An 18,747-nucleotide genomic window follows, 5' to 3' on the forward strand; every position below is an offset into this window, starting at 1 on the left:
AAATTACGAATGATAATGCAAATTTATTGCATAATCAATAAAAAGATAGTGGGTAAATAGATTTAAATTATGTATACAATTTAGTGGTTTTTCGTATTTTATATAAGACTTTTATCTTTAAGTCTGAAAAATTCACTTTTAAACTCTGTATAAAGAATCATTTTATGAAAATATTGTAAAATTCTCTTGTTTCTCCTAATTTTCCCCCGTACTATTAGGTCAGAAAGAGGGGAATGTAGCATTGAAAAAGAAACTTTTGTTCGTGCTGTTGCTGCTGCTAGCCATTGGAATGGGAACCGGGACTGCTTCGGCAGCCGGTAAACCAACTGTTATTTTAGACCCGGGACACGGCGGAGCTTATGGCGGAACGGCCGGTTACTCAGGAAACCGGACCGGCTATTACGAAAAACACGCCAATATGGAAGTGTCGAAACGACTGAAATCCGAACTAGAGAAAAGAGGATTTGTCGTTCACATGACCAGAACATCCGATGTCCAGTTTTCACGCATTTCATCCAGTGCGGATCTCGTCGAGCGGATGAAAGTCGCAAACGGCATGATTGCGAGCGGAAATAATGACAATACCGTTTTCATGTCCGTGCACCATAATGCGACAAGTTCACCTACATACGGTGGATACGAAACGTATTACTTCGACAATCGATATGCGAGTTCGTCATATCCACCATCAGTACTGCAGCGCCATTACTCGCCGGAAAGCGGCCGTTTGGCAACGAACACGCACCGCGCAGTCATCAATTCAGGCGTCAAGGAAGGCCGCGGCATCGTCGCGAACAGCCTTTACGTAACGCGTACGGCAAACATGCCTGCTGTCCTTCTTGAAGTAGGCTATATGTCCAACCCGACAGAAGAAGCGATGATCAAGCAAGCTTGGTTCCAACAGAAAGTTGCAGCGAATGTTGCAAAAGGCGTAGATGATTTCTTCAACGTGTATGTCGTCAACGACAAAAACGGCAAAGCGATCAAACATTATACGTCGAAAACGGATGCTTTGAATTATTCGAAAACTGTTTCAGGCAGTTATGTAACCCATAAGAAAACCGGAAAAGTGGACGGCGCCACAAAACCAGATCCTGAACCGGTTGACCGCCCGTTAGTTTATGGCATTTACCATCCATCCGTAAAAATGAGCAATAATCTATTCGCAACAGAACAAGAAGCGATCAACGAAGCGAAAAAATGGAAAAATACACGCGTTGTCCATACGACAACCGGCATCATCCATTGGTCGAATTATTTGCCGAAGAAATTTGTTGTCCTAGACGGCAGCGATAAAGAAGTGGCGCGCTTCTACCAAGAAGAAGCAGCGATTGCGCATGCAGGAAAAACACCGCAGAGATCCGTGATCGATGAGTCGACCGCAGAAAACGATATTGTCTGGTCGAACTTCAAGCGCAAAAACTTCATCGTCCGTTCGAAAGACAAAGGCGAAATGATCCATCTTTACAACCGCGAAGAAGCCCGCAACTACGCCCGCAACTGGCCGAACTCGGAATTGTATGACGTATGGGCTAAGAAAGTAATCTATACGAACACCGATAAAACCAAGTATTCGTATACTCCGCAAGATGTACAAGGCAAGAGCCGCATCGATACAGCCGTTGCCGTATCCAAGTTGCTTTACCCTAACGGATTTGCGTCCACGAAGAGCCAGAAAACAGTAGTTTTGGCTACATCGAACCAATATGCTGATGCATTATCAGCAGGTCCATTGGCCGCGCATTACGGCAATGCTCCTATACTTCTGAGCAGAACGGATGCTCTAACTCCGGCCGTGGAACAAGAACTAAAACGCTTAAAGGCGAATAAAGTGGTTATCGTGGGCGGTACGATTGCGCTTTCTAGTTCCGTAGAAAGCAAGCTGAAGAACATGGGGTTATCGGTTGAACGCTTATCTGGCCAAACCCGCTATGACACAAATGAGAAAATCAATGAAAAATTGCCTGCTACAGATGGTGTATTTGTTACCGCGGGCAATAACTATCCCGATGCATTAACTGCTGCCAGCATAGCAGTAGTCAAGAAATGGCCGATTGTTCTTGTGGGCAATGGACAGGCCGTGCCGAACAGCTTGAAGACAGCTTTCGGTGATGAAGTCGTCATCGTCGGTGGGACAACTGCGGTTTCAGCTTCATTGGAAACAGCCGTAAAACGTGAGATCGGTTCTGACGCCGTTCGCCGCCTATCAGGCAAAACGCGTTACGAAACAGGGACGGCTGCGATCGATTACTTCGCAGATGAATTCCTCTCAAACCGCTTGATCGTCTCAACCGGCACGAACTATCCAGATGCCCTTGTCTCATCTGCAGTCTCTGCACGTTACAATGCACCGCTCTTCCTGGTGCCGGATAAATCATTGCCATCTACCCTGACGGATTCATTGACACAACACAGCACAGAGAAACTGATCAACCGCACATATTACATTGGCGGCGCTGTCAACCCGTCGATTAAAACAACGATTAACGCAATGCAAAAATGATAAGGTGGTTATATACATGAAGAAATTCAGTGGTCTTTTGCTCTCAGCCGTCCTGCTTGGCGGCTGCGGCACCGCTGTGACCGATTCTGCGGAAGACGCTAACAACGGCACAGGCGGCACAGAAACAACCGAAACCGAAGCCACGGAAACAGAAACAACTGAAACAGAAGTGGAAGCAACTGAAGACGCACCTGAAGATGCACCTGTCGAAGTGACAGACCCGACAGGCATCCAGCTCTATATGCCTGAACTTGGCCTCGTCAAGAAGTTCCAAGTGGAAGAATTCGATTTGACGCGTGAAGTGCTCGAAGTGTCCGGCAACCAAGTGCTCGAGGAAATCACATTCGGCGAAGCTGCGACGATCGAAGTGACGGAATGGACAGAGTCGTCCATGAACATGCTGATCGAAACATCTGAACTCGAAGGCGAGCGCAACATTTCAATCAATGGCCTGGAGCCGATGAGCGCACCGGTTACCATGATCGATGAAGCCAACAGCGCAGAAGGCGAATGGGTAATTACATCAAACGGCGAAACGCTTGAAACTGAAGCCGGTACATTTGAAGACGTATTAGTCGTCGAGCAAGTCCTGAAATCCGAATCGTCCGACCAAGTAACGACAATGACGCGTTATTTCGCGCCGGGCCTAGGATTCATCCAGGAAAAAACAGTAGTCGCTAACGGAGATGACAAACAGGAATCTGTTGTTGAATTGGTGAGCTACAAATAATAACGAAGAACCATCCGCCTCTCTTGGTGGATGGTTTTTTTGTGAGGATGAAAGAGAAGAGGCTATTCAGTTTTGGCGGCATGAAGACTGAATGAAAAAGAGGGATGAAAATTTATAAGTAAGCACCTGTGTACCGGACGCCAAGTATCGGGAAGCGATTCTCCCGCTAGCCGGTAACGTATACAGAAGCAGAACTGCTTAAACGCTCTTCACACAATGAAATCTTTAAGCCGGCCGGCGCCAAGGGTGAGCCGACGCAATAAGACAGGTGCTCTTCCTGGCTTAATGTCAAAGGCCAATCCAAAGCAAAGTGGCGAAAAGCAATATGAAGATCGAATCGAATATCGAAACTGTTTAACACGCAAACCCTCACTATCTGTTTCAAACTTGTCCCGGGAAGCGATTCCCCCACTAGCCGGCAATTGAATAAAGAAGCAGAACAACTTAAACAATCAACGCCCAAAGAAATCTCTCAGCCAGCCGGCGCCAAGGGTGAGCCGACGCAGTAAGACAGGTGCTCTTCCTGGCTTACTGCAAGAGGCCAACCCAAAGCCGGGTGGCGAATACTAACAAGAAACATAAATAAAACATTGGAACATATCCACACTAAAACACTCACCATCTAATCTTTGACCAAATCTTCATTTCCGAATTACCACTCTTGAACTCTCATAAATAAGCTCCTTGAATGAAGAGCATTGCAAGAAAACGGGGAAAAAATAAAAAAATACAAGAAAAAAACAATATATTTTTTTTGATAATCAGTTTTAACAGAAAACATGTTATTTATACCCAGTGTTTTTAGAAAAAACAAATCGATAAGAAGGAATGCAATAATATTAGGTATAAATACCTCTTATAATTCGTAACTCGAAAATTTTATCTTGCGAAAAGGTTCCTTCAGCACATGCGATTTGCAGGAATATATTGTTCTATCAATCATCTTTTAGGCTTACATGATTTCTATTAAATTCCATTAATTCAATTCACAAGAATATTCGAATAACATATTGACATAATTGTATGACTATTGTTACTATTTTAGCTGTGAGGAAATACGTACATAAGTGGGAAACATACATAGGGTGAATTTCCTCGAAAAAACACTAGGGGAGGCTACATTGTGCAAAACGGTTCAAAGACTTGGAAAAAGTTTGTATCTGTTGCTATGATCGCAGGTTTGGTTGCAAGTAACGGTGTGATGACTGCAAGTGCTACATCTGGTGAAAAAGAGAAAGCCAGTGAGCAAGATCTGCAGGCAATCAACGTTCTATCCAACGAAAAAGCAGAGCTGATCAAGCAGCTTAAGAGACAAGAAAGTCCTGATATGGTTCAAAAAGATGCATTGGACCCGAACGAAGAAGTTCGCGTCATTGTTGAAATTGAAGGCCAGTCAGCAGTTGAAGTGGCATCTGCAAAAGGCGTCCAATACAAAACGCTCGCTAAAGCAGAAAAAGAGCAGATTGAAACTCAATTAGTGAAAACGCATTCAAGCGTGAAGAACTCCATTTCTTCCAAAGGCGTCGAACTTAATTCCCAATACGAATATACGACGGCATTCAACGGCTTCAGCGGTGTTGTGAAATTCAGCGATGTTGAGAAAATCAAAGACTTGCCGAACGTTAAGAACGTATATATTGCTAACGAATACGAAAGACCGGAAGCAACCCCGGAAATGACAACGAGCCACGATTTCATCCAGTCGCGCCAAGTATGGGCAGACAGCAAATTCCAAGGTGAAGGCATGGTTGTGGCTGTCATCGATTCAGGAATCGATCCTGACCACAAAGATTTCAACATCACCGATGAGTCAAAAGTTGATTTGACGAAATCTGAGGTTGACGGGCTAATCTCGAAAGACGGCTTGAAAGGCGCTTATCAAAACGTCAAAGTCCCTTATGCTTATAACTATTATGATAAAAACGCTGAAATTCAAGACGATGGCCCAGGTGCTTCCATGCACGGTATGCACGTAGCGGGAACAGTTGGCGCTAACGGAGACGAAGAAGAAGGCGGCTTGAAAGGCGTAGCCCCTGAATCCCAACTCCTCGGCATGAAAGTATTCTCGAATGATGTCAACTTCCCGTCGACTTTCTCTGATATTTATTTGGCAGCGATTGATGATGCAGTGAAACTTGGCGCTGATGTATTGAACATGAGCTTAGGTTCAACTTCTTCATTCTATGATGCTGATAGTGCAGAGGACAAAGCCATCACAAATGCTGTAAACAATGGCATTGTTTCATCTGTATCTGCTGGTAACTCAGGGCATATCGGTTACGGCTACGATAACCCGCATTATGACAACCCGGATTATGGTTTGGTTGGCTCTCCTGGGCTTAACAAAGATACAATCCAAGTCGCAGCTACTGGAAATGTTGTTAACCACTACACACACGAAGTGGAATTCGATGAGTTTATAGTCGAAGGATTCGGCGTGGATGACTGGACTGATTTTGAAACTGCTGGCGATGACTTCGAAGTCGTTTCATTGAAAGAATTGACTGGAAACGAGAAAGCACTGGGATCTGCTGAAGATTACAAAGACATCGATGTGGAAGGCAAAGTGGTTGTCGTTGAACGCGGAGCACATACGTTTGTTGATAAAACAAACTGGGCAGCTGCAGCTGGCGCAATCGGCATCATCGTTTACAACTCAGACAGCCCGGTATTCTATAAAGATCAAGGCGGCTGGGATATCCCGTTCATGAAGATTACCCGTGAAGACGGTCTAGAGCTTGAAGCGGCACTCGCTGAAGAAGGCGAACTTGGCGCAGATGTTGAACAAACAGGCGAAGAACTTGGACCTGAAGTGGGCCGTGCAACGGACTTCACATCATGGGGCGTAACGCCGGACCTTGAGTTCAAACCTGAATTGTCTGCACCAGGCGGAAACATCCTATCTACGCTTGAAAATGACAAATACGGTGTGATGAGCGGAACGTCAATGGCAGCTCCACACGTTGCGGGCGGCGCGGCACTGGTCCAGCAATACTTGAAAAACCATGATGAGTTCAAGAACCTTTCAATGGAAGAACGTACTCGCCTGGCAAAAGTATTGCTACTAAACACAGCTGATATCACGCACGGAAAATCTGGCGACACGATCTCTCCTCGCCGCCAAGGCGCAGGGATGATGCAGCTTAACGGCGCTGTCACTACGCCAGTCGTTGTGACTGAGAAAGCGACGAACGAAGCGAAAGTGAATGTCAAAGACTTCACTGGCGATTCCTTCTCGTTCACATTGAAAGCTGAAAACTTGTCCGATGAAGCAGCAACGTATGCAGTCGACACTTCAGTGCTAGTCGATATGTTCCAGGAAGATGGCGCTGTCACGTCCAACTTGCTCCAATCGGGCGCACTTGAAGGAGCAAAAGTCACGGCTCCTGAAACAGTAACTGTACCGGCTAACGGCTCAGTCGATGTGAAAGTGACAGTCGATATCAGCGAAGGCAAAGTGCCAGGGCTTGATAAAGACGGAAATGCCATCACAAAAGCGCTTGAAGAAGATGTCTTCGTAGAAGGTTTCGTGAAATTGACAGCTGAAGAAGGATCATCGAACCCTGATTTGGTCTTGCCATATATCAGCTTCTACGGTGAATGGGACCGTCCGGACATCATTGATTCCTTCGGAGTCGAAGAAAAAGACGAGCCGCATTTCTACCAGGATTATTATGACTTCTACAAAATTAAAGACGCTGACGATACGACAGTCGATAAAGAGGGTGAAAAACACTATTACGACCTAGTGGAAGTTGACGGCGAATGGGTTTACCCGGTATCTCCAAACGGCGATGGCTTGAACGATAAGATCAACGGAAACATCACGCTGCTCCGTAACGCGGATGAATTGCAAACAAACATTTTGAATGCAGAAGGCGAGAAGGTCCGTACGGTCAATATCGAGAAAGACCTCCGCAAGAACTTCTTTAACGGCGGATCTGGTACATTCCTAAGCTACGTTCAAGCACGCGCTTGGGACGGTAAAGTGAAAGGTAAAGTAGCAGCAGACGGTTTGTATGAATATGAGTACAAAGCGAAAGTTGACTACGAAGATGCAGAATGGCAGAGCAAATCATTGCCGGTTTACATCGATACAACTGCACCGGAAGCTTCTGTCACGGTGAATGAAGACGACAATACATTGGAAGTTTCTTTGTCTGATGAAGGAGTAGGCGTTGCATTCTTCTCTGTACATGTTGACGGCAAACGCTTGCCTGCTGAAGGCTACTTCGATGCAGATGAAACAGTTATTGATCTTGATGAGTTCGGCTTGGATGCTTCAGAAGCTGACTTGATTCAAGTGAACGTTTACGACCATGCATTCAACGGTGGCTATGCCATCTCGAACGCAGATGATACTGTAAAACCAGTTATCTACGTAGCGAATGATGGTCCAGCTGCTCTTAACATTTACGGAACGAATACTGTACCGGTCAAAGGTTATGTAGTAGAAGAAAACTTGAAGACATTGAAAGTGAACGGCAAAGAAGTGGAAGTCACTAAAGGTGAAAAAGGCTATGATTTCGATACAACAATCGAACTTGAAACTGGCCGCCACGATGTGAAGTTCGAAGCGACGGATTACAACGGCAACACGTCTTCGATCATCCGTCCAATTTTTGTGGATACAGTGAATCCGACACTTGCCATCGACGCTCCTGGCGTTGTTGACCAAGATGAGGAATCAGTGGAATTCGACATTACGGTGAAAGATAACTTCAATATGGTGAAACTGTCACTTGATGGCGACGTATTGTATTCACAAGATGTCTACGATGAACTGAAGGTGGCTGATCCAATCAGCAAAACAGTAACAGCGAAAGTCGACTTGGCACCTGGTGTTAACACGTTCACGGTTGTTGCAGAAGACGCAGCTGGCAACAAGATCGAAAAAGAAGTGAAGATCGACCGTTCTGATTCTGAACTTCGCGCTGAGCGCATTTCCGGCGTAAGCCGTTATGACACAGCAGTGGAATTGAGCAAAGAAGGATGGGATTCTTCAGACACAGTCGTCCTTGCACGTGGAGATAGCTATGCTGATGCACTAGCGGGCGTACCGCTTGCGAAGAAACAGGATGCACCGCTTCTTCTGACTCGCACAGCGAAATTGCCATCTGAAACATATGAAGAAATCAAGCGTCTAGGCGCGAAGAAAGTTCAAGTCTTAGGTGGAACAATCGCTATTTCTGACGATGTCGTGAAGCAATTGAAATCTGACGGCATTGAAGTGGAACGTATCAGCGGGGCAAGCCGTTATGAGACTGCAGCTAAGATTGCTGAGAAATTTGGCAAATCTGAATCTGCGATCGTCGTAAGTGGCGAGAACTTCCCAGATGCACTTAGCGTAGCAAGCTATGCAGGTTCTGAAGGCACGCCAATCCTATTGGCACGAGAAGGATCTGTTCCGAACGCTACAAAAGCGGCATTGGTGAAAATGGGCGCGGAAAACAGCTTGATCATCGGTGGTACTCAAGCCATCAGCGAAAAAGCTGCAGCTGAACTTCCGAATTCGTTCCGCATCAAGGGCTCTAACCGCTATGAAACGTCCCTTGAAGTGGCGAAATACTTCGGCAGCCCTACTGATACAGTGTACATCGCGACAGGCACAGCGTTTGCGGATGCTCTAGCAGGCGGCGCTCTGGCAGCGAAACATGACACTGGCGTTTACTTGGTAGGAAAATCTGTACCAGCAGAACTTGGCGAACACTTGCAGAAGAATGGCGTTGAATACGCGAAAGTGATCGGTGGATCACAAGCCGTATCCGACGAAATCCTGAAGCAATTGGATGAATACTTGAACAATAAGTAAGACCTTTGAAAGCGGAGTGCCTGAGGGCGCTCCGCTTTTGTTTTGCTTTATAGGGAGGCTATATGAAATCACTATTATAATAGTAGAAACTCATCAGCTGGATAAGGAATAAAAAGAAGTTAACCAATTGCAGGTACGAAAAGAACTAAACTTTTTTCCCTTTATATGGAATTAATTCAAATTATTTATTCAAAGTAGAAAAAATGTAAACGTTTTCGAAATATTTATCAAAATTTTACTTACCTTCGAAATCTTTTGTAGTATCATGGGTAATAGGGACAAACGTCTTCATACATAGTCGGAAAGATACAGCCCTGAGAGACGTTCGTCAAAAAAAATTGATAGGATGGTGTAGAAATGCCGAAAAAGATTTTCACTTCTGTAATGGCGACAACATTGGCTTTGACAGTCGTCGGGATTTACGATTCGCAAAAAGCGAATGCAGCTGAAGGCGATTTCGAGTTAACGATCATGCACACGAATGACACGCACGCGAACCTGGACAATGCGCCGAAACGCGCCACATTGGTCAAGCAGCTCCGTGCGGAGAACGACAACAGCCTATTGCTTGATGCAGGCGACGTCTTCTCAGGTTCCTTGTATTTCAACACATTCCAAGGGCAAGCAGACTTGGCATTGATGAACTATATGGAATACGACGCGATGGTATTCGGCAACCACGAATTCGACCTTGGTTCAAGTGACGAAGGGCACCAGGCGCTTGCTGAATTTGTCGGTGGGGCAGACTTCCCGCTGCTTGGCGCAAACGTCGATTTCTCAGCCGATGCTAATATGTCACCGCTTGTAGCAGGCGAGGCATTTACGAAAACAGCTGAGAATGGGCAAGTTTACAGCGGTGTCGTACAGGAAGTGAACGGCGAGGAAGTCGGGATCTTTGGTTTGACGACTGCTGAAACTGCCGATATTTCAAGCCCAGGAGATATAGAATTCTCTAACTATCTCGAAGCAGCTGAAGAAGCTGTGGCTTGGTTTGATGAGCAAGGCGTCAACAAAATCGTTGCATTGACACATATCGGCTACGATGACAATGCGGCAGTCGACAACGACCGTACGCTTGCTGCTGAAGTGGAAGGCATCGATGTTATCGTCGGAGGGCATACACATACGAAATTATTGCCACCGGTACAAGTGGAAGATACAGTCATTGTCCAAGCGAATGAGTACAATAAATTCCTTGGCCAATTGGATGTTACGTTTGATGCAGATGGAAACGTCACAAACTTTGTCGGCGAACACCATGAAGTCGCAGCTGCAGAAGCAGACGCTGAAGCGGCAGAAATCCTTGCGCCATATAAAGAAGAAGTGGATGAATTGAAGGATACGGAAATCGGCGTTGAAGCGAATGTTTTCCTCAACGGTACACGTGGCGAGTTCGGAGTCCGGGCAAGTGAAACGAACCTTGGGAACTTCATCACGGATGGCATGCTCGAAAAAGCGAAGCAAATCAACCCTGACACGACAATCGCCCTTCAAAACGGCGGCGGCATTCGTGAGTCCATCGACGAAGGGCCGATCACTTACGGAGAAATTTTGACAGTGATGCCATTTGGTAACGCTTTGGCCATCATGGAAGTGACGGGCCAGGAAATCAAAGACGCACTCGAGCACAGCGTCCGTGAATACCCGAAAGAGAACGGCGGATTCCTTCACGTATCCGGCATGTTCTTCAACTATGACGGCAAAGCGCCAGTTGGCGACCGCGTCTTGTCTGTTTTCGTGGACAACGGAGAATATTACGACGAGTTGGATCTTGAAGAAACTTACACAGTCGCAACGAACTCCTTCACGGCTAAAGGCGGCGACGGCTACGATATGTTCGGTGCAGCTTACGAAGATGGCCGTGTGACTGAGCCAGGATTCACGGACTGGGAAATGTTCGAAGAGCACGCACAATCCTTCGCTGACGAAGGCGTAGAGCCTTACGAAGAGCGCCGCATCAACCAAGTGCGCTTGTCAGGCGAAAGCCGTTATGACACAGCGATTGCCGTTTCGAAACAAGGATGGGATTCTGCGGATACTGTTGTCATCGCTCGCGGCGACCAGTATGCAGATGCATTGACGGCAGCACCTTTGGCTGACCAGGAAGACGCACCGGTGCTATTGACTCGTTCTGGTTCATTGCCAAGCGCGGTAGCGGAAGAAATCGAACGTTTGGGCGCATCTAAAGCGATCGTCTTGGGCGGTGGCCTGGCGGTGTCAGACGATGTTGCTGAGCAACTGGACGATTTAGGTTTGGAAGTAGAACGCGTTGGTGGAAAAACGCGCTATGATACAGCTGTAGCGATCGCCAATGAATTGGAAACTGATGCTACTGATGCAGTAGTGGTTAGCGGCACAGACTTCCCGGATGCCTTGTCAGCTGGATCTTATGCAGCGATCAACGACAAGCCAATCTTGTTGACGCGCCCTGACAGCATCCCGGCTGTCATTGAAGAAGAGCTTGAAGGATACGAAACGACTACTGTAATCGGTGGATCTCTAGCCGTATCTGAAAACGTAGCCGATGCTTTGCCAGCGGCCACACGTGTCAGCGGGGCAAACCGTTACCTGACTTCACTAGCTGTAGCGGAGCAATTATTTGAAGATGCTGTAGAAGGCTTGGCTGCAAACGGCCAGAACTTCCCGGATGCCTTGACTGGAAACGTCCTCGCAGCAGCTTATGATGCGCCGATGCTTCTTGTGAAACAAGACAGCGTAAACGAAGCCGTTGAAACAAGAGCCCATTACTACGGCACAGTGTTCACGACAGGCGGAACTTTGGCAGTGTCACCAGAAGTTGTCAAAGCTTTGCACCAAGAGTAAATTGAGCTGTATTGCCATGCTTTAACCGAATGCCGCTGGGAACGATACGGTTCTCCAGCGGCATTCTTTTTTCTAACTGAAATCACAAAAACGGAGCTGCCATCTAAAATGGAAGCTCCGTTTTTTATATTTATTCAATTAAGCCCACGAACTCTTCGGCGTTTTCAAGCGTGCCTTCAATGGCAATCGCTTTATTGCGCAAGTTTTGTTCTTTTACTTCAATCAAATAATCGAGTGTTTCCGAAGAGGCAAGCTCGAGTTCGCTTCGCAGCTTTTTGGTGTACAGCAAATCGTAATAAGTAACCAGGTTATAATCCTGGCCGCTCATCGTGCCATCCGGCCGCATCTGGTAAATGATCGTGTTTTCCTCATCCACCCAATCCGTTCCGGTGTGGAGAAGAGCGGCGAATTGATCCTCGGCACTTTCAAGATATTTTTCATCCCCAAGATGGAGATAGGCATCGTATTGGTAATTCATCAAACTAAGTGCATGGTTCAAGGAACTGTGGGTATCATGCTGCATATCGAAATAATCCATCAGGTAATAGCCGGGGCCTTGTGGAATCGTATAGCCCGCTTCAGTCATCTCGATCAGAAAATCGGCGTAAACAGCGCGCTCTTGTCCATAAGCCTCATAGCCCAATTGTTCAGCGCGTTTTAATTGGGCTCGGAAAATATTGTCGTTATGCCTCGTATCGATGTATTCAGGGCCAATATCATAAGCCCGTTCAAGCCAAGTGCTGGTGTAGTCGCTATGCCACAAGCCGTCTTCGTTCCGCGAGGTTTCCAATGTCGCGAATTGGTGGCGATTGATATTTTCCCAAATGCGGGAAGGGTTTGTCTCCAACATGACCGCGCTGGCCCTTCCGCTTTGCCTGACGAGGGAACGGACGAAGGCATGATCGGTTTTAGGGAAGATGGCATTCAATCCATGTGACCACAATGTATCCGGTGTAACCCAACGGAATTCATCTGCAGCGATTTTGTGGACTTGTTTAAATTGTTTTTTGCTTGTGATCAATGGCTCTTCTGATATCATCAGCCAGGTTGAAAATTTTTCTTCACCCGGAGCGAACTCAATCGTCACTTTCCATCCCTCTTCACTGATATCCAAGGTATCCGCTTCCCGCTGGAATTCAACGACGCGGCTTAATTGGCCATTTTCATAAGTGTGGGAAATATCATTAAAATAAACGGATGTGCCAAGGAGCGCACTATTCGTTTCGTTTTCGATGTATTTAAGTGTCGTCGAAAGGGGATCTTCAAGTTTCCGCTCTTTCCGGTGCGGATACAATTCGGGAACCGTCTGATCCGCTACATACTCTAAATCACTTTCGCCGCTAAGGGGGAGCTGGAAGTCGATCGGTTCCAGATATCCATCCGTTTCCGCTTCAAGGTACACCATCTGATCCCCATTTGGGAATTCCCGGGTTGTTAAGGTGATCTTGGCCTCATTTTGTTCTCGGTCCGATACATTATATGAAGTCACTTCTTGATTAATATCTTCTATTTGCGATTGCTCAGTATCGGTGCTGGGAAGGGCTTCTTCACCTGCAGTAACTTGGAATTCACTCCCTGAAGTAAAGGGAGCATACGCAATAAGTACCAAACCTATACATACGAAAAGACTGAACCAAATCGCTCGCTTTTTAAGCTTCAATAAAAAAATCCTTTCCATTTCAATCATATCTCTATTATAAACTAAAATAGAAAATAAAATAAATAAATGAAAATCAAGTAATTAATTTCCAAAACTCATATATAGAATGAGCAGCATATGATTTAGCATTGCAAGTCATTTCACGCTGCCACCCTTAAGCGCTTGGACTTAATAATGAATGGAATAATTTAGGTTTTAGTTTCGAAGCATGAAATGCAAAATCATCATCTACCATTGACCAATGTTAAGGAAAAGTGAAGAAATGGTTAAAAATCCATGAGATTCCGTATTTTTCCCATATTTTATAGTAGACTGTGCATAGAGATCTTCTATGGAAACGGACGTGACAACTATGCAAAAAATCGTGACATTTTTAGCGGCGATCATGGTCGCATTCACCGCCTTCCTGATTTGGCCGCAAAAAGACCAAAGTGAAGGGGTCGGGGACGCGGAAGCCCCTGACCGGAACGAAACAGCTTCGTCAGACTCCACGGTGGAAGAAGCGCCGGAACCGTTCGAACTGACAATGATTCATACGAATGACACCCATACCGTCATGGACAATATCGCACGGCGCGCTTCGTTGATCGAGGAAATTCGTGGAGCGCATACGCATGCTCTTTTGCTATCGGCCGGGGATGTAACCTCCTGGGAAATCGGCCGAAAAGCGCAGGATTCACTCGCCAATGCCGTGTTCATGAACCACCTCGATTATGATGGGATGGTGCTCGGTAATCATGAGTTCGACCTAGGCGAAGGAGTGGTCGACCACGGCCCGCTCAGCACATACGTGAAAAACGCGGCGCATCCGGTGCTCGGTGCCAACGTCGACTTCTCCCAAGATCAATTCCTCGAGCCCTTTGCAGACTATAGTTACACAGATGAGCCTGTAGACGGCCGCATCAATAAAGGATTTGTGCAAACTGTGGGGGACGAGCAGATTGGCATATTCGGCATCACTCAGTACAAAGAAGTAGTAACGGTCCCAGGAGATGTTTCATTCTCCGATTACACGGAAGCGGCCAAACAAGCGGTCGCCCATTTCGAATCGATTGGCATCGATAAAATCGTGGCACTGACCCATATCGGGATCGGGCACGACCGCACATTGGCCGAAGAAGTACCAGGCATCGACGTCATCATCGGCGGCCACTCGCATGTCACAACCAACCCGCCGAACCAAATCGGCGACACACTCGTCGTCCAGACCGGCGAATACGATACCAACCTCGGTGAACTGAACGTCGTCTTCGATGAAGAAGGCAAGATCATCGACCATTCAGGCAAACTGCACCCGACCAAAAACGCAGAAATCCATCCAGACACCACGCGCGTGCAGGAGCTGTTCGATGAAGCCACAGCACTCGGCATCGTCAGTTACGAAGACTTTATCGGCCATGTCATCGGAGCCGGCGAACTGGATACATATGAAGCGTTTATCGAGTAAATATAGAACAGGCACTCATTCATTGTGAATGGGTGCCTGTTTTTTTGGTGGGTGGGAAGTGTGGAATGAAACGAGGAGAAAGAATAGATTGGAAAAGCTTCCGCTTTTCGACTGCGTTGCAGGGGGCTGCTTGGGGCTCGCAGGATGCGGGTCATGCAGCTGATGCGACAGGACGTCGCGCCTTCAGCTGCCCGGGTATGGGGCGGGTGTTGAGCCAAGGTGGCAAAAAGCGCGCCACCTTGGCTCGCCAGCCCGCGCGGTCCCACAGGCGTCAGCCCCCTTCCACTCCGTCTCTAGTTTTAGAGTGGAAGAGAATTTCTTCTGTCCACTTATTTCTATATGTGAAAATGCATCATGTTAATTAACTTGCATCATTTAGAAGTGATCCCTTAGGTACCAGACGCCGCATCGCGGGAAGCGATTCCCCCGCTAGCCGGCAACTAGCTAAAGAAGCAGATTTGATTAAACACATCTGAAACCATGAAGTCTTTAAGCCGGCCGGCGCCAAGGGTGAGCCGACGCAGTAAGACAGGTGCTCTTCCTGGCTTAGTGCCAAAGGCCAACCCAAAGCAAGGCGGCGACTACTAACATGAAGAACCAATAGAACATCGCAACAATGGCGCAAACAAACCCTCTTTATCTTCGTTCCGGGAAGCGATTCCCCCACTAGACGGCAACGTATACAGAAGCAGAACTGCTTAAACACTCTTCACACAATGAAATCTTCAAGCCGGCCGGCGTTAAGGGTGAGCCGACGCCATAAGACAGGCGCTCTTCCTGGCTTATGGCAAGAGGCCAACCCAAAGCAAGGCGGCGACTACTAACATGAAGAACCAACAGAACATCGCAACAATTCCACAACCAAACCCTCGCTATCTCATCCACATAACTCCCGGGAAGCGATTCCCCCCACTAGCCGGGAACTAGCTAAAGAAGCAGATCCAACTAAACAATCTACACGCAACGAAATCTCTCAGCCGGCCGGCGCCAAGGGTGAGCCGCCGCCGAAGATACAAATTTTATTCAAGCATCACATCAAAAACCTTGCTCCCACATCTGCTACGCAGATGCGTCGCAAATGAAATGGCTCAACTTCCTTTCGCCATTTCATTGGCTTATGGCAAGAGGCCAATCCAAAGCAAGGCAGCGAATATTACCAAGAAGAAAAAATAGAACCTCGTAATAATTCCACAAACAACGTCTCACTATCTCCTTGTGCATCTTCACGCCAAATTACCAACCCATAAAAAAACCCTCCTCACGGAATTCCGGAAGAAGGGCAAGCATTAATATGAATCAACATCCGACTGCGACAAATGCCAGTCCGCCAGCTCGTCATAAGAACCCGTGCCGGTGAAATCCTTGATAACAAACGGCATCGGGCTATTGATATGGAAAAAGCCGGCTTTCTTCAGTGCACGGTAGCGCGGGCTGTCCGGCACGGCCCAGCAATTGAGCGCATCCGCTTTTGTATGGCGGCGGATGGCCTTCAATTGATCTGCAATGATGGCTTCATCGTTCGGTCCGAACAAATCGACAATCGTCGCGAACGTGACGCCGTTATCTTTCGTTTCCTCGTGCAATACGCAGTAGCCTTCTGCATAGCCATTCTGCTCCAAGGTATACACTTGGTACTCCTTCGTCGGATGGTCAAGAAAGCGGCGTTGGATATAGCCGCCGTTGCGCTTGGCATGAAGCGGGTACTGGTTTTCAAAGCGGCCGTATAACATTTCCGCCACTGCGAGGCGATCGCCGAGTTCGCGTAAATGATGCGTGCTCTTTTTCGGGACGCTGACAGAAAACGCTTTGTCGATCGGCGACTGGATCGCTTTTAACTTGCCGACTTTAGCTGCAAGCAATGCTCCTGGCTTATTGACTGCGAGGAAGCGTGGAACGTTCCCGAGGTCTTTTCCGCCAGCCGCTTTCATGAACACTTGTTTCGCCGTTTCTGCAGGGAAGCCGTATAGGATGTCGAGCCCTTCGGCTTCACATTCCTGGATCATGCGAGAAACGATCTGTTTGTAAATGCCGCGGCCCTGCGCTTCCGGGTCGACCATGATGTCAACCCGTTCACCAAGCATCAGCTCTTTGCCTTGCTGGCGCGCCGTGAGCTTCAAGAAAGCGGCGTGTCCGTTGATCTGGCCGTCTTCTTCGGAAACGACGATCGTGGCGCTTTCCGGAAAGGTCTCGAATTTCCACTGCCATTCAGCAAGCGACCGTTTTTTTTCGAACACTTTTTCATAAAGGGCGTTGATGCCGGTTTCATCCCCCGGCTGGTACAGGCGGATCATAATGTTTCACCGTCGTCCCGCAGGCCGAAATCTTCCCGGCGTGATGCAGCCGCGAGAAGCGCGAAGAACGCCAGGCCGAAAATATCGGATTCCCATAAGTTGTAGACAAGGCCCATGAAGTAAGCGCCGAGCAAGATGCTGGCAGTGAGGGAATACAGATAGCTTTCTTTATGCTTTTTGCCGTAGCGCCAAAGCATCAACAACAGGAAAGCGGCAAAGGCGATGACGCCGAGCACGCCGGTTTGGACGATGATTTGGATGTATTGGTTATCGGAGTAGAACTTATGCCCGATTTCGTATTCATCATAGATTGGCGAACCGTTCGATAAGGTGGTGGAATCGCCGAACGTGGCAAAGCCTGTCCCGATGATCGGGTGGTCTTTGAATACTTCAAAGCCCGTTTTGACAATGAACAAACGGCCCGAACTTTGGCTGCCGGTGACGGTATCTTCACTGAACGTGCTGCCGATGCGGTCACGGAAACCGGACTGCCCGCCGACATCGAATTGCTGGATATTGGTGACTTTCTCGGTGCCGACGTCGGTGCTTTCAATGAAATTGGTCAATAGATTCAATGGCAGCACTACAAGGACGAGTGCAATCGCTGTATATTTCACGAAGTCGATGAGTACGCTCATTTTACGCGTCATGATCAAGAATGCGACGGCAGCGATCAAGAAACCTAACCACGTGCCGCGTGAATACGTCAGAACAAGGATGCCGACCAACAGGACATTCAGGATATCCATATAACGCGGATTGAACTCTTTCAATTTATGTTTTGCATAATAGAATGCGATGAACGCGAACATCAAGTAGATGCCGAGCACGTTCGGGTTGCCGAGCATGCCGTAGATGCGCACGCGGTTTTTCGCCGACAGTGCCATGGCTTCCCATGATTCCGGCAAGAACATATTGCGGATGGAGAGTTTCTCGGTGATTGCCTGAATGATGACGAGAATCGCCGTCCAGATGAAAATCCAGACAAGGTTGACCAAGTCTTTGCGGGTGATCCCGAGTCTGTAGACGACGTAATAGACAAGGTAGAAGAGCAGGAACTGGCGCAACGTCATCGCAATCAGGACCGGGCTAATGCCCGTGATGAGTGCGGATATCGAACCGATAGCCAGAAAAGCGAAATAGGCATATTCGAAATTCTTGAAGCGGAATAAATTCCCGATCGTTTTGCGGTTCATCCAGAATACCTTGAACAATGCACCGAATACGAGCGCTTCGGTCAGATAACTGAGCCCCGGATTGTATTGCGTAATAAATTCACGGACAGGTATGTAGACGAACAGCAGCAGGATGCCGTGTTTCGGATTGATGAATGAATAGGCGAACAACACCGCTGTCAGGGCATAGGCGATGAGGGCGAGCTCTGTGTAACCTATTAGCATGATGGCAATCAAGGCGATGAGCCAAAACCATTTTTCGTTATCGTTCTTAAAAAAGTTCATAATTTCCTCCAAATGCATTAA

The 18,747-nt window shown here is 47.4% G+C and carries 8 protein-coding genes; 5 read left to right on the forward strand and 3 right to left on the reverse strand.

What is annotated here, in order from left to right; genetic code table 11:
* Nucleotides 1–241 precede the first annotated feature (241 nt).
* The 4 genes from AB9R92_RS12810 to AB9R92_RS12825 all read left to right on the forward strand — a co-directional run bounded on the left by AB9R92_RS12810 (nt 242) and on the right by AB9R92_RS12825 (nt 11,868).
* Entirely contained in the window at nt 242–2,503 is a 2,262-nt protein-coding gene (locus AB9R92_RS12810) for a cell wall-binding repeat-containing protein (protein ID WP_370669810.1), read from the forward strand.
* Nucleotides 2,504–2,519: 16 nt separating this feature from the next.
* A complete protein-coding gene (locus AB9R92_RS12815) occupies nt 2,520–3,233 on the forward strand; it encodes a hypothetical protein (RefSeq protein WP_370669811.1) in 714 nt (237 codons plus the stop codon).
* Between the two features lie 1,123 nt (nt 3,234–4,356).
* Nucleotides 4,357–9,045 carry a cell wall-binding repeat-containing protein gene (locus AB9R92_RS12820; protein WP_370669812.1) on the forward strand — a complete coding sequence of 1,563 codons (4,689 nt, stop codon included), beginning with the start codon at nt 4,357–4,359 and terminating at the stop codon, nt 9,043–9,045.
* 357 nt (nt 9,046–9,402) lie between these two features.
* Nucleotides 9,403–11,868: a cell wall-binding repeat-containing protein gene (locus tag AB9R92_RS12825; RefSeq protein ID WP_370669813.1), complete on the forward strand. Its 2,466-nt coding sequence runs from the start codon at nt 9,403–9,405 to the stop codon at nt 11,866–11,868.
* Nucleotides 11,869–11,998: 130 nt separating this feature from the next.
* On the opposite strand, the gene AB9R92_RS12830 is transcribed toward AB9R92_RS12825, so the two are convergent.
* Complete coding sequence (locus AB9R92_RS12830) at nt 11,999–13,273, reverse strand: hypothetical protein (protein ID WP_370669814.1); 1,275 nt, start codon at nt 13,271–13,273, stop codon at nt 11,999–12,001.
* A 607-nt stretch (nt 13,274–13,880) separates the two neighbouring features.
* On the opposite strand from AB9R92_RS12830, the gene AB9R92_RS12835 reads away from it, so the two are divergent.
* Nucleotides 13,881–14,975 carry a bifunctional metallophosphatase/5'-nucleotidase gene (locus tag AB9R92_RS12835; RefSeq protein ID WP_370669815.1) on the forward strand — a complete coding sequence of 365 codons (1,095 nt, stop codon included), beginning with the start codon at nt 13,881–13,883 and terminating at the stop codon, nt 14,973–14,975.
* A 1,286-nt stretch (nt 14,976–16,261) separates the two neighbouring features.
* Here AB9R92_RS12835 and AB9R92_RS12840 read toward each other — a convergent pair.
* Together AB9R92_RS12840 and AB9R92_RS12845 are read right to left on the reverse strand one after the other, a co-directional pair.
* Nucleotides 16,262–17,266, reverse strand: a complete 1,005-nt coding sequence (locus AB9R92_RS12840; protein ID WP_370669816.1) for a GNAT family N-acetyltransferase — start codon at nt 17,264–17,266, stop codon at nt 16,262–16,264.
* Nucleotides 17,263–18,726: an O-antigen ligase family protein gene (locus tag AB9R92_RS12845; RefSeq protein ID WP_370669817.1), complete on the reverse strand. Its 1,464-nt coding sequence runs from the start codon at nt 18,724–18,726 to the stop codon at nt 17,263–17,265. Before AB9R92_RS12845 ends, AB9R92_RS12840 begins: the two co-directional genes overlap by 4 nt.
* Nucleotides 18,727–18,747 lie beyond the last annotated feature (21 nt).

Source organism: Planococcus sp. SSTMD024 (genome assembly GCF_041320495.1).
In the GTDB taxonomy this organism is placed as follows: domain Bacteria; phylum Bacillota; class Bacilli; order Bacillales_A; family Planococcaceae; genus Planococcus.

Bases quoted from the DNA above. Each gene is read 5' to 3' on its own strand.
- AB9R92_RS12825 (WP_370669813.1), top strand. From the start codon at position 9,403: ATGCCGAAAAAGATTTTCACTTCTGTAATGGCGACAACATTGGCTTTG.
- AB9R92_RS12845 (WP_370669817.1), bottom strand. From the start codon at position 18,726: ATGAACTTTTTTAAGAACGATAACGAAAAATGGTTTTGGCTCATCGCC.
- AB9R92_RS12815 (WP_370669811.1), top strand. From the start codon at position 2,520: ATGAAGAAATTCAGTGGTCTTTTGCTCTCAGCCGTCCTGCTTGGCGGC.
- AB9R92_RS12840 (WP_370669816.1), bottom strand. From the start codon at position 17,266: ATGATCCGCCTGTACCAGCCGGGGGATGAAACCGGCATCAACGCCCTT.
- AB9R92_RS12830 (WP_370669814.1), bottom strand. From the start codon at position 13,273: ATGGTGTACCTTGAAGCGGAAACGGATGGATATCTGGAACCGATCGAC.
- AB9R92_RS12835 (WP_370669815.1), top strand. From the start codon at position 13,881: ATGCAAAAAATCGTGACATTTTTAGCGGCGATCATGGTCGCATTCACC.